The sequence below is a fragment of the Arenibacter antarcticus genome, from assembly GCF_041320605.1.
Lineage (GTDB): Bacteria > Bacteroidota > Bacteroidia > Flavobacteriales > Flavobacteriaceae > Arenibacter > Arenibacter antarcticus.
The window spans coordinates 653,459-674,298 of record NZ_CP166679.1 but is presented as its reverse complement, the minus strand read 5'-3'; the positions used below and the strand labels follow the sequence as shown (position 1 = coordinate 674,298).

Sequence of the window (20,840 nt, the reverse complement as noted above, 5' to 3'; positions counted from 1 at the left end):
GTACTTATTTAAATACAGCAATAGATGAAACGAGTGTTGATCATAGAGGACGATTCGGTTTTGCGGGAGAATACGGCCGAGCTTTTAGAATTGAGCTATTTCCAGGTGTATACCGCCTCCAACGGGAGTAAGGGATTACTGCTGGCCAAACAACATTTGCCAGATTTAATCATCTGTGATATTATGATGCCCGAATTGGATGGATATGGGGTGCTAATGGCGTTATCCCAAGAAGAAACAACCAAGCAAATTCCCTTTGTTTTTCTTTCTGCCAAGACCGAAAGGCAGGATATTCGTAAGGGTATGGACCTAGGAGCAGACGATTATATTACCAAACCCTTTACAGAATCCGAACTATTGGGAGCTATTAATAGTAGGTTAGCAAGAATGGCAATTGTTAGGGAAAATAGTGGTTTGGGTAGATCCGTTACTGAAGTTGGCAGTTTGGGGATGCAGACCATTAATCAACTTAAAAATTATATAGTAGATGAGGGACGTACCTATGAATTTGTCCTTGGGGATGTTATTTACAAGGAAGGAAGTAACTCCAACCTTATTTATTTGGTTCTTAATGGAGTTGTTAAAACCCATAGATTGGATGAATGGGGCAAGGAATTGATTACCGAAATTTATAAAGCCGATGATTTTTTTGGTTTCACCTGTTTTAGCAAAAATCTTACGTATCAGGAATTTGCAACGGCAATGGGAGAAGTAAGATTGGTAGGGCTGGGAAAAGATGAATTTAAAGTCGTGCTCGAAGAAAATCCCCAGTTAACGATGGAGCTCATGGCAATATTGACAGAAAATCTATCTGAGACCAAGGAACAATTATTGGAAATGGCATACGGGTCTGTGAGAAAAAAAACGGCAACTACAATATTGAAATTTGCCAATAAGCTTGAAAAGGACTCCCAGGGGAGATTACATATTCTGCGGAGCGATCTGGCCAGTGTTGCTGGTATGGCAACGGAGACATTAATTAGGACGTTGTCTAGTTTTAAAAAAGAAGGTTTAATTCGAATAGAGAATAAAAACATCCAAATTCTAGATATGGAAGGCCTTAGTAAGGTAAATTAATGACTTAGGGAGAAAGGCTAGCCCCTAGGTTTTACGTTCCCAAAATATGGGATTGTAGGTTAATTAAACTATTTATTTCACTTTTGCTGCTTTTTGTAGTGGGTACATGATATTGGTCATTTAGATTGCGGTTTTTGCGACTTAATTTTGGAGGAGTAAAGCAAAACTCGGTTGAAATGAAAAATATTTTAGTTCCTACAGATTTTTCCGAAAATTCCTTTAATGCGGTGAAATATGGGTTGGAGCTGTTCCAAGAACACAGATGTACCTTTTATATGTTACACGTTAATCCCGTGCCTAGTTATTCTGGTACAGAATCCAATTTAAAATCCTCCATAGCTAATTTTCAGGATGCTTTGTTATCCGATAGTCGCGAGCAATTAAAGAAACTGATCAAAAGAATTGAAGAGTCTGCTCCAAATTCCAACCATACTTATGTGCCCATCGCAGTTTATGATTATTTTGTTGACACGGTAAAGCGAGAGGTTCAAAATAAGAATATCCAACTAATAATTATGGGGACCAAGGGGGCCACAGGATTTAAAAAAGTGGCCATAGGGAGCAATACTGGAGATATTATTACCAAGGTAAAATGTCCGTTATTGGCGATTCCTGAAAAAGCTAAATTTAGTAAGCCCAAGGAAATTGCCTTTCCAACCGATTACCATATTGGGTACGACATAAATGTTTTGGACAACCTTTTGGAAATGGCGGAAATCAATAAGTCTGCCCTAAGTATACTTCATATTTCTAAAAAAGGGGAGGAGTTAAGTCAGGAGCAATTGACTAATAAAGAGTTTCTGAGTGACTATTTTAAAGATGTAGCGCATAGTTTTCACTCACTAACAGGTGCGAAATTGGAAACGGCGGTTCAATGTTTTACAGAGAGTAGAGAAATTGATATGATTGCTATGGTGGCCAAGAATTTGAATTTTTTTCAAAGAATTTTGTTCAGGCCTGCAGTAGAAGAGATAAGTTATCATACCAAAGTTCCATTTCTGGTACTTCATGAATAGGAGGAGCTTAATTTAAATGAATTTGAAAAGATACCTTTGAGATGGTCCAATAGGAATATGTCAGGAATTGTTTAAGTAAATCACAAATACTATACTTATGAGAAAAGTTTTAGTGCCCACAGATTTTTCGGAAAATGCCTTCAACGCACTAAAATATGCCTGTCAGGTATTTAAGTATGAAAAATGTGAATTTTTTATTGTTCATACCTATGCGGATGAAGTCTATAGGAAAGCAGCAGAAATGGCCCAAGACCATGTAGACGAATTAAAGGAAGCAACTCTTCGGAAATCTGATAAGTCGATGAAACGAGTTTTAAAGGACTTAAAGGAATATTCTCCAAATCCACATCATAAATTAAAGGAAATCACAATTTTTGGTGACCTTGTGGACGAGGTAAATGACCTTGTTAACCAAGAAAATATCGATATTGTTGTTATGGGTACCCGTGGCGCTACCAATGATAGTAGGCTGACTTTCGGCAGTAATACCCTGCATCTTCTAAAATACGTTCATTGCCCTGTGCTTGCCATCCCAGAGGGGTATGAATATCATCCTCCCAAAGAAATACTTTTTCCTACCAATTTTTTGGTGCAAAATAGACGAAGGGAACTAAAATTGCTGTGTGATATGACGGGGTCTTTCCGCTCTACGGTACATATATTGCACATAGATCCGATTACAAATTTATCCTGGCGACAGCAAGACAATAAGGAATTTTTGAAAAATTGCATGCGAAAGCCCAAACTCACCTTTGAGACTACTTTGGAAAAGGACAAAACTACCGCTATCACTAAATACATTGTCCATCACGCCATTAATATGTTAGTTTTGGTGAATTCCAGACACTCCTATATGGAGGATATGTTATATTTATCTACGATTGATAAAATAGGGTTGCATATCAAGATCCCTTTTATGGTGCTTCAAAACGTATCCAGATAATTTAATAGTTACCAAATGAAACGAATTGTATTGCCTACCGATTTTTCGGAGAATGCTTTTAATGCTATAAAGTACGCCCTTCAGCTTTTTAAGGATGAGGAGTGTACTTTTTATCTATTGAATACGTATTCTCCAGCAGCCTATCAGTCGGAATATATTTTGTTTAGCCCTGGACAAATTGGATTGGGAGATGTATATCAGGTTAATTCCACGACCCGTTTGGAGAAGTTAAAGTTGCGTCTAGAAAATGATTTTAAAAACCCTAAGCACCATTTCATACTGCGCTCGGCCTTTAGCCAGCTTGTAGATGAAATTGTACAGACCGTTGCCAAGGAAAATGCAGACCTAGTAATTATGGGAACCCATGGGGCTACGGGGGCACAAGAAATTTTTATGGGCACCAATACCGTTCACCTGATCAAGAGCGCGAATTTTCCAGTTATTGCCGTGCCTGCGCGATACGATTATGTGCCACCTAAGGAAATTTTATTTCCAACAGATTATGAGGTTTCCTATTGTGAAGATCAATTAAAAGCATTGTTGCAGTTGCAACAATTACACCAGTCCCATGTAGAAGTGGTGCATATTTCCAGGGGTTATGAGCTGGCTGAAAACCAATTAAAAAACAAACAAAAATTGGAGGTTATAATGAAAAACACCTCCCATCTGTTTCACAACCTGCCCGATCAAGGGGTTATTGAAGGCATAAATAATTTTCAATTGAATAGAAAATTAAACCTGTTGGTGATGATCCAAAATAAGCATACTTTTTTGGAGCGACTATTTATTGAGCCAGTTATTAAAAAGATTGGGCTTCATGTGAGTATCCCATTTATGGTGCTGCAGGGCTAATTCCATTCGGCATTTTTTTTAACCCCGTTTTGGGATCCAACCTATAAGGGCGGCCCTTAAAGTGGATCCCGTCGTTTTAGGACTTTCCGATCTAAACTGATTTTAATCATGCCTAGACTGGAATTTGTCGGTTACATTAGTACTGTTGTAAACGATATAAACAATATGCCTAAACAAATATTAGTACCGACGGATTTTTCTAAAAATGCCCTAAACGCCATTAATTATGCCCTAAAACTTTTTAAAGGGCAAGAGTGCGACTTCTACTTGTTGAATGTTTTTGGGGTAAGTGGATATAGTTTGGATAATATGATGGTGCCCGAGCCTGGGGAAATGGCCTATGAGGCTGCAAAAAATAAATCTGAAGAGGAGCTCCAGAAATTGTTGCGCCAATTGCAGTTTTCCTCGGAACATACCTTTCACACCATTTCGGTTTATAACTCCCTTTTAGATGCTATTAGACATACTTTAACAAATCAAGAAATAGATATGATAGTAATGGGGACTAAGGGCAGTAGCGGTGCTGCACGTGTGTTTTTTGGATCTAATACTGTTGAGGTTATGGAGAAAATAACTACAAGTCCTGTATTGGCCGTACCCGAGAATGAAATGATTGTAGTTCCTGAGGAGATAGTTTTTCCAACCGATTTTTTAACTGGTTTTAAACACATTGAATTGCAATATCTCCTAGAAATTGCCATGCTGCAAAAGGCCGTTATAAAGATCCTCCACATAGGTCTAGAATCTGATCTGAATAAGGCACAACAAGAAAATAGGGCTTTGTTGGAATCCTTATTTCAGGAAGTTGAACATACCTTCCATTTCCGAGATGGGAATAAAATCTCCGCTGAGATTAAGGATTTTATAAAAGATAGTGGGTGTAATATGCTTGCATTTGTGAATAGGAAACATGGTTTTTTTGAGAACATCTTTTATAAACCCTTAGTAAAGGAAATAGGTTATCAATCAGAAATACCCATTTTAGCGCTGCACGATTCACCTTAAAACTATAACAATGAAGAAAGTAGGGATTTGGATGGATAAGGAAAAGGCGTACATCGTTCGTTTAAAAGAGACTGGCGAAAAATTTGAAACATTATTTTCCAATCTAGAATTTTTTAGTTTAAAAAACGGATCAACATCAAGAATGAAATCTAGTGGTGCACAGCAAATTATACATGAAAGCCGCTATTTGGAACGGGAAAAACATCAATTGCGAACTTACTTTTCTGAATTGGCCTTTAAAATCAAAAATGCAGAGGAAGTTGTTGTTTTTGGTCCCGGGGATACCAATGAAAAATTCAGGAAATCATTATTAAAAAACTATAGATCCATTGCTGCTAAAGTCAAGGTGGTGGCCAAGGCAGATAGTAAGACCGAGAACCAGATAAGGGCATTGGTCAGGAAGTATTACCATGCAAAGTAATACCTGTAACTAACAATACTAAACTAAAAAGAAATAACTGTGGATGAAGTTCTTATAGATATCATTAAATCTTCTGGGGAGAAAGATAAATTCTCCACAAGTAAGTTGCGCAATTCCTTAAGGAAGTGTGGTGCGGGGGAAGAATTGGTTGAACAAATAGTTGGGCAGGTAAGGGAAGAGCTTTATAAAGGGATAACTTCCAAGGAAATTTACAACCGTGCCTTTGCATTGTTAAAGAATAAAGGGGCAATTTTTGCAGCCAAGTACAAGTTAAAAAAAGCCATATATGAATTGGGACCCACTGGATTCCCATTCGAAAAATTCGTTGCGGCCATTTTGGAGTATTCGGGCTATAAAACAAAAGTCGGCAAAATTATGCCTGGCCTATGTGTAACCCATGAAATTGATGTTTTTGCGGAGAAAAATGGTGAGCTGTACCTTCTGGAATGTAAATTTCATGGAGAGGAAGGGCGCAATTGTAATGTGAGGGTTCCACTTTATATCCATTCGCGTTTTCAGGATGTAAAACAACAATGGGAAAAAAATGGGAAGCATGATGTAAAGTTGGTAAGTGGAGGTGTTGTTACCAATACCCGTTTTACTGAAGATGCCATTAAATACGGTACATGCATAGGATTGCACTTATTGAGTTGGGATTATCCCAAAGACAATGGTCTAAAGGACCGTATTTATCGGCTGGGCCTGTATCCCATTACCGTATCTCAGTTATTGACCAAAAGGGAAAAGCAGTTTTTATTGAGTAGGGATGTGGTGCTGTGTAGGCAGCTTATTAAAGATCAATTTTTTCTGGATCATTTGGGGATTTCCAAGACTCGAAAACAAAATATAATTAGGGAACTAAGCCAACTCAGCAGTCATGGGAGCCACTGAATAAAGGGTTGAGCTGGGCAAATTAGTGCATTTAATTTCTAAGGGTTTATTTTCTAACAAACAACAGTTTAAAGTCACGCTAAAACAGTATTTATGAACAAGGTAAAGATTCATTTTTTGGGTGCTTCGGGTACGGTTACAGGGTCCAAGTTTTATCTTGAAACCCCTGAACAGAATATATTGGTAGACTGCGGAATGTTCCAAGGCGTAAAGGAATTACGGGAACTTAACTGGGAACCTTTACCAATAGACGCTTCCAAAATAAATTGCGTGCTGCTGACCCACGGTCATCTAGATCATACGGGGTATTTACCCCGCCTTGTGAAAGAAGGTTTTAAGGGAGATATAATAGGGACGCCACCCACCTTGGCCATTGCTGGTATCATCCTAAGGGATAGTGCCAAAATACATGAGGAAGAAGCGGAAAGAGCCAATAAAGAGGAATATAGCAAACATAATCCCGCACTGCCTTATTACAATCATAAGGATGCTGAGAAAACTATAGGGATGTTTTCATATAGTGAAAAGGACGAATGGATCCCATTGTCCGAAAACATCAGGTTTAGGTTTAGATATAACGGTCATATTATTGGAGCTACTTTTATAGAGGTGGATCTCTATGGTAAAATGTTTGTATTTTCTGGAGATGTTGGTCGTAGTGAGGATTTGTTGTTATTTCCGCCAGAACGTCCGGAATGGGCAGATTATCTGTTTTTGGAAAGTACTTATGGCAATAAGCTGCATCCCGAAGAGGATGTGGAAAATATACTGGCAGAGTTAATTACTAGAACCATTAGAGAAGGCGGAAATTTAATTATACCGTCCTTTGCCGTAGAACGACTGCAGTCTTTAATGTATCTATTGTGGAAGCTGTACCAGGAAAATAAAATTCCCAATATCCCTATTTTCATCGATAGTCCCATGGGGAATAATGTGTTGTCGGTATTTGAAACTTATCCGCAATGGCACAAATTGTCTATAAAGGAATACAAGGCCATGTGCAATCATTTCAATATAATTACATCTTATGGGGATACTTGGAAAACCATAGACGACCCTAGACCAAAGGTGGTTATTGCTGGAAGTGGGATGGTAACCGGAGGTAGGGTGCTTACGTATCTTAAACAGATGGTGGACAGGACTTCTACAACGGTTTTGTTGGTGGGCTATCAGGCCGAGGGAACTAGGGGTAGGCAATTGTATGACGGGGCCCATGAAATAAAAATATTCGGAAAATATATCCCGGTCAAAGCTACGGTCAAACATCTAGAAAGTCTGTCGGCACATGCGGATCAGAATGAATTATTGCACTGGATCCAGAAAATTAAAAATATTCCAGAACGCACTTTTTTAATACATGGAGAACCCGCATCCCTAGATGCATTTAGAGTTAAAATTAAAACGAGCAACGGTTGGCAAGTTCATGTGCCCCACCTTCATGAAGTAGTGGAATTGTCTCTTTGATCCAAGCAATTCCCTAGTGGCACTACCGAGTTTTCGTAGTTGCTTTTACCAACACCGTTAATGCTTCTGGGGCGGGAGGGAGGTGAAGAAAGACCATGTGGAGGGGTATGTTGGTCGTAGAGGAAGGTCAATTTGTATTGAACGGTACTTGAAATGATATGCAAATAGGAAAGCACTAAAGCTATTATTGAGCTCAACACTATTATAAGTTAGCCTAATACTTGTAGTTGTGCCTATATTAAAAGATATTTATAACCAAAATTTAGAAAGTTGAAAAAATTAGTGGTATTTGCAATCGTATGCTTAATGGGATGTTCCTCCGTAGAGATGGTGGAAAATTATAAGAATCCGGATATTGTATTGTTTGATGCCTATAAGGTGCTGATTGTTGGGATGGCCAACGATAGTGCCGTTAGGCAAGATTTTGAGACACGTCTTAAAAAGGAATTTGATAAAAGAGGCGTGGAGGCTATGAGAAGTATAGACCTCTTTGACGTGGCCTTTACGAACACCAAAAAAACGGAGAAGGAGCTAGACAGATTGGAGGAGCAGTTATTAGACAAGGATTTTGATGCTATATTATTTACCAAGGTGGCCGGTACTGAAGATAAGCAGACTTTCCGTAAAATTATGTCCAATCTCAATAATTTCTATGGCGGATTTAAGGACGATTATATGGGTAGCCAAGGTATTTATTATGACCAGGATTATTATGATCAATTTAAGATCTACCATGCAGAAACCTCTTTGTATTGTATATGTGTAGGCAAAGAAAGATCATTGATATGGAGAGGGGCCTTAGATATTAAGGACCCAAATAATATTGGTAAGACCATGGATGATTATATTAAATTGGTAGTAATAGCAATGGAAAAACAGGACCTTGTATTCAGAAATAAATAAAATCCTTTTTTAGGGAGCATTACAACGAAAAGAACCTCCCAGAAAGGGAGGTTCTACACTACTATTTTTATTTGAAATCTTACTGTTGTGGAATGCGTTTTTCAGCCATTAATTTGTCAATGGCTTGCTGAAGCTTTACTGGATCATCCGCAACTTTCTCCAAGTTTACTATTTCGACTTTTCTGAAGTCTACTGGATGACTTTCACTTTGAAGGGAAATAGTACCACCTTTTAATAGTTGTCCTTCCTCTTCACCTTTTACAGGGTCTAACTGGGGCCTGTTGTAGCGCATTACTTCTTCACCATTGGCGTAGTGTACAATTAAGGAATCGTTCAAAACCAATACTTCTACCCGTACCCATTGGTCACCCTGAAAGGTTTTGGAGGTAGAATTGGCGCAATGTGGTTTCATTACTTTGCCATCTTTTACATATTGGGTTCCGGGGGTACAAAGGTTGGCATTAGAGCGCTCGTCCTTTCCGTTCCCACCCAATAGCTGTACTTCTATGGAATTTGGAAAATCTTGGTCTAAGGTCATTTCTGCGGGATCTTGGCCGTGTACCATTATCCCACTATTCCTATAGGCCCAACCAGGACCTCCCTTCACTTGATCCCCAACAAAGCGGTACTCTACACCTATGAGATAGGAAGAAAATGGCTTCTCGTAGAACAGATGTCCAAATTGCTCATCAAAATTGGTGTATTCATCGTAACGCACTTGTATGTTTCCATCATTTACCTGAAAAGTATTGGCGAAATTATCACCCAATTCATGGTTCCTGATCTTAATTTTCCAATTGCTTAGGTCTTTCCCATTATACATTTGCTCCCACTTTAAATTAGACGCAGTACCACAGCTATTTAGAAAGAGAGATAGCACCATAATTAAAGTTAGCACCGGAACAGAATTGTAAAAGTTGTTTTTCATGGATAAGGTTTAAAAATATTCGATTTAATTTATTGATTTGTGGCCCCCAAGGGAATTCTCTAAACGATAAAATTATCATTTTTAATTGGAAATACCCCCAATTGGTAGGTTTGTGATCTATAAAAATCATATGTTAGTATGAAAACTGCCAATAATCACCTTTTTATATTTAATCGCTATTGCTTTCCAATTAAATTTCAAACTGGATGTTCGGGAATGCCTATCCCTTCAAAGCCTAATTTCCCTATGTATTGGTCAACATCTGTGCTATTCTTCAGATCATGGCGCCAAGTTTCTCCTGGGATTATCGTGAGCGGGTTTACCATGGATAATGATGTTTCCCATATAATTTTCACATGGGATCAATGAGATAAGTAGCAACTTATTTTATGTAAAAGGGCCATTCTGTACAGAATGGCCCTTTTACATTGACATTTATTTTTGACTATCTCTTGCAATTGGCAACCCAATTCTTGCCGTCTTTGTTGTAGCCAATGAGCAAGGTACCTTCGTCAATTTTGATCGCACCATCTAAGGATAGAAGTACACTTTGATTTTTCTCCATTTTTATTCCTTTTAAGCTCGGAATACCGTCCGAAAAATCAAAATTATAAGTATCACCTACCTTAACGAGTGTAACCTTCCCGTCAGAGGTGGAGATGGTAGTATCGCTGTCTGACTCTGAGAAGCTTACCGATCCTTTATATGTTCCAACAAAAAAATTGTCATCCACAGGGTCATTTTCTTTGCTACACGATGCAACTAAAATTGTTGTGATAAACAGTAGGCCTAAAATTTTTATCGATTTTTTCATATTCATATTTTTAATTATTCTACAAAGCTATATCCTTCATTTAAGATATGAAACACCCTATTGTTATTGTGTTAACCTTTTATGCATTGAAGCTAGAATGCGAGTTGCAATTGTTGCGAAGTGAATTGGTTTTCCCGTTTCTATGTTCTTATCAGATCAGGGTTTGGGGGCTTACTCTGGAGACGCAAGTAAGCGTTTTGAGAAGCTCAATAGAATAGTTTCAAAAGTACGATGGGAACGCCTATTTCCCTACATGGGTAATCTCGAGATTGCGGTGTATTCCATGACATATATCATTTATTCTGCCAGTCTATACCACTACCTTGATAGGTGAGATATCTGCCTATTGGAGATGGTCAAAATAAGCATCGTTCCATTTACTCCTTCACCTTGGGGAATAACCTGTAGTATAGGTATCTAGTTGCACGTTAAGAATAATTATAAACAATAAATACATAAAAATATGAAAGCATTAGTTTATTATGGCGATCATAATATCGCTTTGGAAGAAAGACCAAAACCTACGATCCTTAAGCCCACAGATGTAATTGTAAAAGTATTAAAAACAACGATTTGTGGAACTGACTTAGGTATTTACAAAGGTAAAAACCCAGAAGTTGAAAGTGGACGTATTCTCGGCCACGAAGGTGTGGGTATTATTGAAGAAATTGGGGATAGTGTTTCTCAGTTTAAAAAGGGAGACAAAGTGATAATTTCATGTATTACTTCTTGTGGTTCTTGTGAATATTGTAAAAAACAAATGTATTCACATTGTAAAGATGGAGGCTGGATTTTAGGTTATATGATTGATGGGGTACAAGCGGAATATGTTAGAATCCCACATGCCGACAATAGTTTGCACAAAATACCAGCAACTATTGATGATGAAATAGCAGTTTTACTAAGTGATATCTTGCCAACAGGTCATGAAATAGGCGTTCAATATGGTAAGGTGAAACCTGGAGATGAAATTGCCATTATTGGCGCAGGCCCTATTGGTATGTCTGCCCTTTTAACAGCACAGTTCTACTCTCCTTCTAAAATCATCATGGTCGACCTAGATGATAATAGGCTTAAATTGGCCAAAGAACTAGGTGCTACACATACCATTAATTCTGGAACTACAGATGTAGAAGCTGCTATTAAAGCAATAGTTGATGGCGATGGTGTTGATGTTGCTATAGAAGCTGTTGGAATTCCTCAAACTTGGGATATTTGCCAAAAAATAGTAAAACCAGGTGCTCACATTGCCAATGTAGGAGTACATGGCAAAAAGGTAGATTTTGAAATCAACAAACTATGGATTAAAAATCTTACTATAACCACTGGACTTGTTAACACGAATACAACTCCTATGCTATTAAAAGCGGTTTCTACGAATAGTTTGGATCTAAAGAAAATGATTACACATCATTTCCCGCTTTCAGAGCTTGAGCATGCTTATCAAGTGTTTTTAAACGGTGCCGAAGAAAAAGCACTGAAAATTATTATTACCAATGAATAACTATTGCTAATAACTAAGAAGCGTTCGTGCGGCCATTGAAGCCTAACATGAACGCTTCTTAGGTATTAGCATACATCTATTTGGAGTCTTTTAGTGGTTTAAAGTCCTGATTGCTGAAAGGAGAACTATCGGGTGTTTTCACTACATTATATCCTAAGTCCACTGCTTGATGACATTTATTACAACTAATTGTCAGTAAGGTGTAACTATTTTCGAATAACACGGGATCTTTCTTTTCAATGGCATTGTTGATACTATCTAACGCAGGATTTATCATTCCTATCATTTCGGTTTCCTTTCGGCCAGCTTGAAATTTCTGAATGTCTTCAATGGCTTCCATTATTTCGTGCACTTCAAAGTCGGCAAGTTTCCAGTTTTGGTTTTGTCCTGCAAACCATAGTTTAGAGTGATGTGCCTGTATGCTACTCATAAAGTCTCCGAAGCCAGGTTTGTACGTATTTGCGATTTTGATTTCCAAACTGTCAATACGGTTTTGTAATATTTTTGTGTTGTCTTTCTGCTGGTTACAGGCAAAAAGTCCAAATGTCAATAGAATTAAAAATATCTTTCTCATTTTGGTGTCTGTTTAATGTTTGCACTAGCATTATGCGGAACAATGGGATAAAATTAATCATCACCTTATATTTGTATACGAACATAGTAAATCAATACTGATTCCTAAAAAAAAAGAATGGATGAACCTCCATTCTGAACTAAATAGGCTCCAATTTTAATTTCCAAATCACCTTTTTACCCGTAATCGGTTAGGAAAGTGGCTTTGGGCGAGCCAAACTTCATCCGCACTCCAGTCCGTAGTAAGCGTAGCCGACTACTTACTTATATAGGAAGCCTTTAAAATGTGCTTTAAAGTTTCAATTCTGTGTTCATAATTTGATCGACCGCTTTTCTGTATTTTATTGGATTATCAGCCTTTTTTATGGCTTTGTATGTTTTTTGTGGGTTTGAGGTAGATTGGGAAAAGTACTCCCAAAAACCTAGCATTTTCATTTTTATAGGTGTTGGCCCAGATAAGTACTCGTCGTATTGCTGGTAAATGGTGTCATGAAATTCCGAAAAAATAGACCATCGGTTTTTGGGATATTCCGTAGTGTTATTTTTTATCATACTTGGTAAAAATGGATCGGCAATTAAACCACGACCAATCATAAAATGATCGATATTAGGAAAACGTTTTTCAATGGCTTTAAAAGCAGAAACGCTAGTAATGTCCCCGTTATAGTACAACTTGTGTTTGGTGCTGCTGATGCATTTTTCAAAAGCATCCAAGTCTACTGGTCCTTTGTAGAGTTGTTTTCCAATTCTTGCGTGAATAGCGATGTTTTTAAGCGGGTATTGATCTAAAATAGGAAAGGCGTCTAGAATTTCTTCTGCGTTTTCGTATCCCATTCTCATTTTCATAGAAACCAAAATATCTGTTTCGTTATGTGCTCTGTGTAAAACCTCGTTAATTCTATTAGGATTGCAAATTAAGCCAGAGCCCATTCCAGATTTAGTAACCATTGGATAAGGGCAACCTAAATTCCAATTTAATTCGTTATAGCCTAAACTCTGTACGTATTTGGCAACATATAAAAACTCGTCTGGATCGTTAGTGATTACCTGGGGAATTACCTCTAAAGTAGTATTGTTTTCTGGTAAAAGGTCGTTTTGATAGGATTGCTTAATTTTTAGCTTTCCATTTAACCTAATGTAAGGGGCGTAAAAAGTATCTATACCACCAAAGTAATGATTGAAGGCATTACGAAACCTGAAATCTGTAAAGCCTTGTAAAGGGGATGAAAGTAGAGTAGGAGCCATCTTGTTGTTTAGCTGGACAAAGATAGGTTAATTGGTTGATGGTTTTGACTTAGGTTTACTCCCTATTGTGCTTTTTCCAGGTTTTATAAGTCATTTCAAATTTTATTTCGCCAATTCCGTGAGTCCCAATTTCTGTCCATCCAGCCTTTCTGTAAAATGTTTCCGCTCTTGTTTTTGGAGACGTTCCTAGCCAAAGGCTGGATTTTGTTTGTTTAAAATACCAATGGAGCATTATACCGAGAAGCTTTTTCCCGATACCCTTTTTTTTAAATTCGGGGCTTATAAATAACGCCCAAACATTCTTTTCTTTTAAATCCACTATGGAAAAACCTACAATCTGATGGTTAATTTCACATACCCATCCTTTGCCTCTTTTTGTTATAAATGCTAAACATTCTTCATCTGTTACTAAATCGGGATTTGATAACGTGTTTTCGGTCACAGAGTTCCTTACTACTTGCATCTGTTTTATGTCATTCACTTTTGCCGCTCTAAAAATCATTCTAATCGAAAGTTTATTTTTAAACTAGGTTGTTCGGTATCGGTAGGTTGAACTTTAGTAAAATGACTTATAAGGCACTAGCGGAGCAGTTGTATGCCGACATAGGCAGGCTCACGTAGCTTTGGGCCCTCCAAATGCTGCTATACCCAATTATATTCTTAGAAGTCCTGAATGTTAGAATGTAAATACGATGAAATTAGCTACTTTAAACAACTCATAGTTGTATTACTAGCAATACACTAGTTGCCATATAGGTCTATAAGAATTAAAGAAACCATCATATTAATAAAAATTTTGAAATTATTCCGAAAGCTTTGTTAACCTGAAATATATAAAAATGAAATTTAAAACCATAGGTAGTATCGTAATTTGTTTCTTGTTAGCCTTGGTGTCTTTTTCTCAATCTTTGGATACTAAGGAGCCCAAAAAAGTCTTAGCTCTAAATCCTGGATTGGATAATCCACGCAATAGTGAAGGTGATTTTATTACTTTAAAAGACGGCACTATCATGTTTATATATAGTAAGTATTATGGAGAATCGACCAGTGATCATGCTCCGGCATCCTTGGTTGCAAGGTATTCAAAAGATGAAGGTGATTCCTGGTCTACAGAAGATAAAACTATTGTACCGAATGAAGGAGGAATGAATGTGATGTCGGTTTCATTGCTCCGTTTACAAAACGGCGAAATTGCACTTTTTTACTTGCTCAAAAACTCCACGAAAGATTGTATTCCCATGATGCGGATTTCAAAGGATGAAGGAATAACTTGGAGCAATCCTATAAAATGCATACAGGATAAACAAGGATATTTCGTACTCAATAATGACCGGGTCATACAACTTAAAGATGGTCGACTAATGATGGCCGTGGCATTGCACAGTGTTCCTGGGGGCGGGGAGTTTAAAAATAAGGGTGATTTATATACCTATTATTCGGATGATAACGGTAGGTCTTGGACTTCGAGTGGGAACGTACCCAATGCAATGGATATAATCACTCAGGAACCTGGTTTAATAGAGATGAAGGACGGCAGGGTAATGATGTACATTAGAGCCAGTGGAGGTTTCCAGCAATTGTCATTCTCTTCAGACAGAGGACATTCTTGGAGTCCTATTCAGTCTAGTACTATTCCTTCCCCTTTGTCACCTGCTACCATCGAAATAATTCCGGCAACAGGGGATTGGCTAATGGTATGGAACAATAACGACGGCAGCAACACTAATTTAATTGGGAAACGAACACCTTTAACAGTAGCGCTATCGAATAATGAAGGTGCTACTTGGAAATATGTAAAAAATATAGAAGATGATCCGGATGGATGGTATTGTTATATGGCTGTTCATTTTATAGAAGGAGGTGAAAATGTGTTGCTGAGTTACTGTGCCGGAGACAAACCTTCGGGAACTGGGCTTTCAGTTACCGATATCACAAAACTAAATATCGACTGGATTTATGAAAAATAATTGTTTCTCCAATTTATTCTTGTGCCCATTTTATCGGCTTGTAGCGCAAATACAGCGTTGACCTTGAAAAGTTGGGGACTTTTTAATTATATGAATTGCTTTAGAGGTATAACAACAGGACTAGATTTACGATATAGGGCGTAATTAGGGCGGTCAGCAACCCATTTACACACATGGCTAATCCAGCATAGGCCCCTGGAAGCTTTCCTTCATCCAAGGCTCTGGCGGTACCAATTCCGTGGGCAGCAGTTCCTAGGGCTGCACCTATTGCATTTTTGTTATTTATTCCCATACTGCGTAAAATGGCTGGGCCAAAAGCATTTCCAAAGATTCCCACTGCAATAACTATACCGGCGGAGATGTAGGGGACACCACCAATTATTTTAGCGATTTCCAAAGCTATAGGTGTTGTGACAGATTTTGGGGCGATAGATCTTATAATCGGTTCTGAGGCACCTAGTACTAGTGCTATGGCACACACTGAAATAATACTTATGGTTCCTCCAATAACTACAGCAGAGACAAAAGGCAGCATATTTGCTTTTATCTGTTCATATTTTTCATAAAAGAGAACTCCTAGAGCTACAACCGTAGGCCCTAATAAAAACCCTAAATATTGCCCACCAATATTATAGGCTTCAAAATCAATCTCAAAAATGACTAAAAAACAAATTATAGATACTACAGAAAGTAAAACTGGATTAAAAAGGACAAATTTCCATCTGCGTCCTATGAGTTTGGACAGTTGAAAAGCCAGTAGGGTAATAAAAATTCCGAAAAGAGGTTGCAGATAGATTTCACTCATTCTTTCCAAATTTTTGTAAAAGGATGCCAGTTATATATAGAGTTAGAATGGTACTTATAATTGTGCTGACAACAATGGCGAGCCAATGAATTTTTAGTACGTCATAAAAGGTCATTAGCCCCACCCCGTAAGGTATAAAAAATAATACCATATACTTTATAAACTGATCAGAGGCGGGTTTAACATCATTCAACTTTATGACCTTCAACTTTAGGGCCATGAAAATTGCTACCATACCCACAATGTTACCTGCTATTGGAAGATTAAATAGATATACTATTAATTCTCCGATCACTAGGAATAAAAATATGAATAGAACTCCTTTAAACATTTTTAATTTTTTGAATCGTTCTAGATGAAAATATGTTTTATAGTAATAGTGAAGAGCAATATAATAAGCTAAAGGTTGATTTATGTGTTTTTTTTGAATTTTGAACGGTACCGTTTATAGATGGTAAAATTAATCATCTGTTAATCAGTATTTTGAACATTTTTGTTGATGTGATTTATTTTCAGAAGTAGGTGAATTACAATCTTACTTTTTGCTGTTTTGACCTTTCTATATTTTCCTATATAGGCACGGGGATAAATCTATAGTTTTAAATTTTCACGGTTTATAAGATAGTTCGTTGTAGTAATATTATCGACTTTTAAAAGTCGAAATAAACCCAAAATTACTTTACCACAATGCTACGTTCAATTATGTAGTCCGCACCCTATAATTTACTACCTTTCTATACTCAATATTTTAATTGGTGTTTATGAAAGCAGCTTGTTTGGTGAAATATGGGTCATCCCATACTGCATTTGAAATCAGGGAAGTGGATATTCCCCAACCATCTTCCGAGGAAATACTGATCAAAGTGGAGGCATTTGGGCTTAATTATGCAGATGTTATGGCTCGCTTGGGCCTCTATAAAGCAGCGCCGCCTTTACCCGCGATACTAGGTTATGATGTGGTAGGGTATGTGACTAAATGTGGTGCAGATGTTCAAAATATAAAAATTGGGGATCGTGTTACCGCACTTACCCGTTTTGGAGGATATGCAGAATATGCAATCGCTAAAAATGAAGTCGCAAATATTATACCAGATTCAATGGAAGCAGGGGTTGCAGTCGCATTGGCAACGCAGTATGCCACCGCGTATTTTTTGGCATATGATATGGCCAATCTTCAGGAAAACGATACCGTTTTGGTACATGCTGCTGCAGGTGGAGTCGGTACAGCCCTAGTTCAAATGGCATTAGATAGAAATTGTACTGTTTTTGGTACTTGTAGCTCAGCTGAAAAGATAGACTATCTAGTTAAAAATGGGGTGCATCATCCTATAAATTATCTGGAAACCGATTTTGGATCCAGTGTTAAAACTATACTTAAAAAAAAGGGATTAGACGTGATTTTTGACCCAGTAGGTGGAAAATCAGTAAAAAAGGGATATCAACTACTAGCCTCAGGAGGAAGGTTGTTTTCATTCGGGGTGTCGTCTATGAGCAAGGCAAAATCTATTTTCGGAAAATTAAAGGTATTGGCTCAATTTGGTATATACCATCCGCTTCAATTTTTAGGCGGATCCAAAGGAATTATCGGAGTGAATATGCTAAAGATCGCTGATGAAAATCCCGAAAAAATTGGAAGGGCTATGAAAGCCGTTATCCAACTAGCGGAGCAAAGTGTGTTGAAACCACATGTAGGTGGTGAGTTTGAAATTCATCAATTGACAGAAGCACACCAATTATTGGAATCGCGACAATCCATGGGAAAAATTGTAGTTAAATGGTAATTATAACATTGATATACCGATGACTAATTAGCCCTTCAAAAACAAGGTTGCCTTGGTAAGTGGGGCTATTTGCCCAAAAGAAAAAATGTAAGTCTGGCAAAACTACAATCTGAAGGCGGGAAGATGGCCTAACTGTATCCTTCCTAAAAACAGGACTATTTAAATTTTAAAACTCAAAGATAATTCCTATTGTAGGAAGAGGATGCCCGCTTTTATTATCTAAAATTACAGGAATGGCATTGCTTCCATCCATTTGAATGGGTTGACCGTCTGTTGTTTGAAATCCTGTGTTATCAGCATTGCGTTGAAAGGTATAATCTGGATTTGATTCATTCTTCTGAATCAATAAATTTTGAACATCCAAATAGGCCACAAGCGAAGTTTTTTTGAAATTGAACTTTTTATCTACTCGTAAATCCAACTGATTATAATTTGACAACCTGTTTTGATTCAGCAAATCAACATCTGGTACGCCTTGGCCCAGCAGTAAGTAATTTTGTTGGGAAGCAGGCATGTTAAATGGGGTAAACGGGTTCCCTCCTGCGAAGCGATATTTTAGACCTAGATCCCAGTTATTATTGAATTGATATCCCAGTGTTGTAGAGAATAAATGACGATTATCCCATGATGATCGTTTTAAAACGCTATCAGAACCAGAGAATTTGCTCACCACATAGGAGTAGCTTGCCACGTAAAATAGTCTGTCTGTCATTTTTTGTTGCGCGAAGAATTCTACTCCATAGGCTTGTCCGTTGCCTATAGATAAAATGCGTTCGCTTCCTACAGATCCAAATTGGGTACCTTGATTTGCTAGAGATACTCCTGTGGATTCTGATACTGGATAATCCGAATAACGCTTAAAGTACCCCTCAAATGTAAATCTCAAAGATCTATTTGGAAGATATTCCGTACCCAATACGTAATGCGTTGAACGGGTGTATTCTAAGTCTTTATTTATAAAATTACCTGCTTCATCTTTAAAACCCAATGTGGTGTAAATAGGTGCCTTGAAATATGTGCCTATAGAACCGTTAAGGTTCCATTGCTCATTTATGCCATAAGACGCAGACAAGCGCGGTGATAGCGTTTTTAAAGGATTTTTGCCTGTATTCGTAAAACTATTCATATCACTACGAATACCGCCAGAAAGCAGTAATCTATCATTATAGAAGCGCTTGGCTGCTTGTGCAAATAGGCCATATTTCAAGAAGTCTATTTGGCTGTCAAATACAATTGTCCGTTCAGGCGAAATAACTGTGCCAGTATCGTCTTTGATCTCGTTACTTATTTTATTAAATACGTCTCCAGAATATGTAACATACTGCGCATCTAAGCCTGAAGAAAAGCGCCATCCGTTCACAAATTTATTGTAATCGAATCTAAATTTATTTTCAATTTCATTAGAGTTAATTAATAAAGTCCGATTTTGTTCTATTTTTTGCTCATCTTCATATTTGTCAATAGTAGTATGAAACATATTTCTGCTGAGCGCGAAATTCATATAACCATTTTTGATTTTTCTATTGAGATTAAAACCTGTGGTATAGGTCCATTGATTAATATATGGAGTTGAGCGAAGCACATAAGTGTCCTCTGGAGTAGACTCCTTGGTGGGAGCAAAGCTAAAATTATCTATCGCACCAATGCCAATAGCGGTTAAGGTAGTTTTGTTATCAAACTCATGGTTTACCTTGTACTGAAAATCGTAAAAATCTGGACGAATTGGCAAATCAACGATTTTGAAAAGTAAACCTAAATAGGATTTTCTAACAGAGCTTAAGAAAGTAGTTTTAGGGGATAACGGCCCTTCCAATGTTAAGGCAGTTTCTGTTAAACTCACACGAACATTTCCAGAAAATCGATCAGGATTTCCATTGCGTTGTTTAATGACGAACGTAGAGGAAAGAGCATCGCTATACTTGGAGTCAAAGGCAGATGTAGTAAGTTTTAAACTCTCAATAAAAGACACATTTAAGATGCCTTGTGCACCCCCCGAACTTCCTTGGGTTTGAAAGTGGTTTAAAACTGGAATTTCTATGCCGTCTAAATAGTAAACATTTTCATTTGGCGCCCCTCCGCGAACTATAATATCGTTACGTTCTCCTACTCCATTACTAAGACCAACACCAGGCAAGGTTTGTACAACTTTAGAAACATCAAAGTTGCCTCCCGGATTGGATTTGATTTCTTGGGAAGTCAATTGCTGAACAGAAAGCGGAGTGATCATATCCGTAGTTTTTACCGATGTATTTCTGTTATAGCTAATCACAACACCTTCTAGTGCTTCCGATTCTGGCTCCATTTCAAAGTTAATAATACGATCATTCCCAGAGGTTAACTCGATATTGTATAAGGTAGCTGTTTTATACCCTAAAAAAGATGCGGTAACAGTATATGTTCCAACCGGTAACATTAAATTAAACCGTCCAGTATCGTCTGTTATAGTTCCCAGCGAAGTTCCTTCGATAGATATATTAACACCAATAAGTCTCTCCAAAGTATTTTTATCCTGAATATTTCCAATAATTCGGCCGTTTTTTTGTGAAAAACTAGAAAAGGTGAGCAATAAAAAAGAATAGAAAAACAAGACATATTTATTCATAACCAATTAACTTTAGTGAAATGTAAAATAAATGCTCTAAATAATTAAT

General features: G+C 37.5%; 20 protein-coding genes. 12 read left to right on the top strand and 8 right to left on the bottom strand.

Annotated features, from left to right (window positions below):
• Positions 1 to 24: 24 nt before the first annotated feature.
• The 9 genes from KCTC52924_RS02865 (at position 25) to KCTC52924_RS02825 (ending at position 8,572) form a co-directional block, all read left to right on the top strand.
• The gene (locus KCTC52924_RS02865) at positions 25 to 1,077 is read left to right on the top strand and encodes a response regulator (protein WP_251808933.1); all 1,053 of its coding nucleotides are present in this window, start codon (positions 25 to 27) and stop codon (positions 1,075 to 1,077) included.
• Positions 1,078 to 1,253: 176 nt separating this feature from the next.
• On the top strand, positions 1,254 to 2,093 hold the full coding sequence (locus KCTC52924_RS02860; RefSeq protein WP_251808934.1) for a universal stress protein: 840 nt from the start codon (positions 1,254 to 1,256) through the stop codon (positions 2,091 to 2,093).
• A 97-nt stretch (positions 2,094 to 2,190) separates the two neighbouring features.
• Positions 2,191 to 3,036: a universal stress protein gene (locus KCTC52924_RS02855; protein WP_251808935.1), complete on the top strand. Its 846-nt coding sequence runs from the start codon at positions 2,191 to 2,193 to the stop codon at positions 3,034 to 3,036.
• A 15-nt stretch (positions 3,037 to 3,051) separates the two neighbouring features.
• A complete protein-coding gene (locus KCTC52924_RS02850) occupies positions 3,052 to 3,888 on the top strand; it encodes a universal stress protein (RefSeq protein WP_251808936.1) in 837 nt (278 codons plus the stop codon).
• Between the two features lie 108 nt (positions 3,889 to 3,996).
• Positions 3,997 to 4,893, top strand: a complete 897-nt coding sequence (locus tag KCTC52924_RS02845; RefSeq protein ID WP_251808937.1) for a universal stress protein — start codon at positions 3,997 to 3,999, stop codon at positions 4,891 to 4,893.
• A gap of 10 nt (positions 4,894 to 4,903) precedes the next feature.
• On the top strand, positions 4,904 to 5,314 hold the full coding sequence (locus tag KCTC52924_RS02840; RefSeq protein WP_251808938.1) for a hypothetical protein: 411 nt from the start codon (positions 4,904 to 4,906) through the stop codon (positions 5,312 to 5,314).
• 39 nt (positions 5,315 to 5,353) lie between these two features.
• Positions 5,354 to 6,205 carry an ATP cone domain-containing protein gene (locus KCTC52924_RS02835; protein ID WP_251808939.1) on the top strand — a complete coding sequence of 284 codons (852 nt, stop codon included), beginning with the start codon at positions 5,354 to 5,356 and terminating at the stop codon, positions 6,203 to 6,205.
• A 93-nt stretch (positions 6,206 to 6,298) separates the two neighbouring features.
• Entirely contained in the window at positions 6,299 to 7,669 is a 1,371-nt protein-coding gene (locus KCTC52924_RS02830; RefSeq protein ID WP_251808940.1) for an MBL fold metallo-hydrolase RNA specificity domain-containing protein, read from the top strand.
• A 270-nt stretch (positions 7,670 to 7,939) separates the two neighbouring features.
• Entirely contained in the window at positions 7,940 to 8,572 is a 633-nt protein-coding gene (locus tag KCTC52924_RS02825; protein ID WP_251808941.1) for a hypothetical protein, read from the top strand.
• A gap of 79 nt (positions 8,573 to 8,651) precedes the next feature.
• Here KCTC52924_RS02825 and KCTC52924_RS02820 read toward each other — a convergent pair whose 3' ends face one another.
• On the bottom strand, positions 8,652 to 9,500 hold the full coding sequence (locus KCTC52924_RS02820) for a DUF1080 domain-containing protein (RefSeq protein WP_251808942.1): 849 nt from the start codon (positions 9,498 to 9,500) through the stop codon (positions 8,652 to 8,654).
• Positions 9,501 to 9,945: 445 nt separating this feature from the next.
• Complete coding sequence (locus KCTC52924_RS02815; protein ID WP_251808943.1) at positions 9,946 to 10,314, bottom strand: hypothetical protein; 369 nt, start codon at positions 10,312 to 10,314, stop codon at positions 9,946 to 9,948.
• A gap of 463 nt (positions 10,315 to 10,777) precedes the next feature.
• Here KCTC52924_RS02815 and KCTC52924_RS02810 point away from each other — a divergent pair, with 463 nt between their 5' ends.
• Entirely contained in the window at positions 10,778 to 11,818 is a 1,041-nt protein-coding gene (locus KCTC52924_RS02810; RefSeq protein WP_251808944.1) for a zinc-dependent alcohol dehydrogenase family protein, read from the top strand.
• A 76-nt stretch (positions 11,819 to 11,894) separates the two neighbouring features.
• Here KCTC52924_RS02810 and KCTC52924_RS02805 read toward each other — a convergent pair whose 3' ends face one another.
• The 3 genes from KCTC52924_RS02805 to KCTC52924_RS02795 form a co-directional block, all read right to left on the bottom strand.
• Positions 11,895 to 12,392, bottom strand: coding sequence for a hypothetical protein (locus KCTC52924_RS02805; RefSeq protein WP_251808945.1), 498 nt, complete (start codon positions 12,390 to 12,392; stop codon positions 11,895 to 11,897).
• 290 nt (positions 12,393 to 12,682) lie between these two features.
• On the bottom strand, positions 12,683 to 13,636 hold the full coding sequence (locus KCTC52924_RS02800; protein ID WP_251808946.1) for a tRNA-dihydrouridine synthase: 954 nt from the start codon (positions 13,634 to 13,636) through the stop codon (positions 12,683 to 12,685).
• 55 nt (positions 13,637 to 13,691) lie between these two features.
• On the bottom strand, positions 13,692 to 14,138 hold the full coding sequence (locus KCTC52924_RS02795; protein ID WP_251808947.1) for a GNAT family N-acetyltransferase: 447 nt from the start codon (positions 14,136 to 14,138) through the stop codon (positions 13,692 to 13,694).
• Positions 14,139 to 14,475: 337 nt separating this feature from the next.
• Here KCTC52924_RS02795 and KCTC52924_RS02790 point away from each other — a divergent pair, with 337 nt between their 5' ends.
• On the top strand, positions 14,476 to 15,603 hold the full coding sequence (locus KCTC52924_RS02790; RefSeq protein WP_251808948.1) for a sialidase family protein: 1,128 nt from the start codon (positions 14,476 to 14,478) through the stop codon (positions 15,601 to 15,603).
• Between the two features lie 100 nt (positions 15,604 to 15,703).
• Here KCTC52924_RS02790 and KCTC52924_RS02785 read toward each other — a convergent pair whose 3' ends face one another.
• Together KCTC52924_RS02785 and KCTC52924_RS02780 are read right to left on the bottom strand one after the other, a co-directional pair.
• Positions 15,704 to 16,408 carry an LrgB family protein gene (locus tag KCTC52924_RS02785; protein ID WP_251808949.1) on the bottom strand — a complete coding sequence of 235 codons (705 nt, stop codon included), beginning with the start codon at positions 16,406 to 16,408 and terminating at the stop codon, positions 15,704 to 15,706.
• Complete coding sequence (locus KCTC52924_RS02780) at positions 16,401 to 16,739, bottom strand: CidA/LrgA family protein (protein WP_251808950.1); 339 nt, start codon at positions 16,737 to 16,739, stop codon at positions 16,401 to 16,403. The genes KCTC52924_RS02785 and KCTC52924_RS02780 overlap by 8 nt, the downstream gene beginning before the upstream one ends.
• Before the next feature lie 430 nt (positions 16,740 to 17,169).
• Between KCTC52924_RS02780 and KCTC52924_RS02775 the strand changes: the two genes are divergently transcribed.
• Positions 17,170 to 18,189, top strand: coding sequence for a zinc-binding dehydrogenase (locus KCTC52924_RS02775; protein WP_251808951.1), 1,020 nt, complete (start codon positions 17,170 to 17,172; stop codon positions 18,187 to 18,189).
• Between the two features lie 166 nt (positions 18,190 to 18,355).
• On the opposite strand, the gene KCTC52924_RS02770 is transcribed toward KCTC52924_RS02775, so the two are convergent.
• Positions 18,356 to 20,791 (bottom strand): TonB-dependent receptor, encoded by a 2,436-nt coding sequence (locus tag KCTC52924_RS02770; protein ID WP_251808952.1) that lies wholly within the window; start codon positions 20,789 to 20,791, stop codon positions 18,356 to 18,358.
• Positions 20,792 to 20,840 lie beyond the last annotated feature (49 nt).

Coding starts and splice junctions, on each gene's coding strand:
- KCTC52924_RS02770 (WP_251808952.1), bottom strand. CDS start 20,791: ATGAATAAATATGTCTTGTTTTTCTATTCTTTTTTATTGCTCACCTTT.
- KCTC52924_RS02775 (WP_251808951.1), top strand. CDS start 17,170: ATGAAAGCAGCTTGTTTGGTGAAATATGGGTCATCCCATACTGCATTT.
- KCTC52924_RS02845 (WP_251808937.1), top strand. CDS start 3,997: ATGCCTAGACTGGAATTTGTCGGTTACATTAGTACTGTTGTAAACGAT.
- KCTC52924_RS02805 (WP_251808945.1), bottom strand. CDS start 12,392: ATGAGAAAGATATTTTTAATTCTATTGACATTTGGACTTTTTGCCTGT.
- KCTC52924_RS02790 (WP_251808948.1), top strand. CDS start 14,476: ATGAAATTTAAAACCATAGGTAGTATCGTAATTTGTTTCTTGTTAGCC.
- KCTC52924_RS02850 (WP_251808936.1), top strand. CDS start 3,052: ATGAAACGAATTGTATTGCCTACCGATTTTTCGGAGAATGCTTTTAAT.
- KCTC52924_RS02795 (WP_251808947.1), bottom strand. CDS start 14,138: ATGATTTTTAGAGCGGCAAAAGTGAATGACATAAAACAGATGCAAGTA.
- KCTC52924_RS02800 (WP_251808946.1), bottom strand. CDS start 13,636: ATGGCTCCTACTCTACTTTCATCCCCTTTACAAGGCTTTACAGATTTC.
- KCTC52924_RS02780 (WP_251808950.1), bottom strand. CDS start 16,739: ATGTTTAAAGGAGTTCTATTCATATTTTTATTCCTAGTGATCGGAGAA.
- KCTC52924_RS02815 (WP_251808943.1), bottom strand. CDS start 10,314: ATGAAAAAATCGATAAAAATTTTAGGCCTACTGTTTATCACAACAATT.
- KCTC52924_RS02830 (WP_251808940.1), top strand. CDS start 6,299: ATGAACAAGGTAAAGATTCATTTTTTGGGTGCTTCGGGTACGGTTACA.
- KCTC52924_RS02865 (WP_251808933.1), top strand. CDS start 25: ATGAAACGAGTGTTGATCATAGAGGACGATTCGGTTTTGCGGGAGAAT.
- KCTC52924_RS02810 (WP_251808944.1), top strand. CDS start 10,778: ATGAAAGCATTAGTTTATTATGGCGATCATAATATCGCTTTGGAAGAA.
- KCTC52924_RS02820 (WP_251808942.1), bottom strand. CDS start 9,500: ATGAAAAACAACTTTTACAATTCTGTTCCGGTGCTAACTTTAATTATG.
- KCTC52924_RS02840 (WP_251808938.1), top strand. CDS start 4,904: ATGAAGAAAGTAGGGATTTGGATGGATAAGGAAAAGGCGTACATCGTT.
- KCTC52924_RS02860 (WP_251808934.1), top strand. CDS start 1,254: ATGAAAAATATTTTAGTTCCTACAGATTTTTCCGAAAATTCCTTTAAT.
- KCTC52924_RS02855 (WP_251808935.1), top strand. CDS start 2,191: ATGAGAAAAGTTTTAGTGCCCACAGATTTTTCGGAAAATGCCTTCAAC.
- KCTC52924_RS02785 (WP_251808949.1), bottom strand. CDS start 16,408: ATGAGTGAAATCTATCTGCAACCTCTTTTCGGAATTTTTATTACCCTA.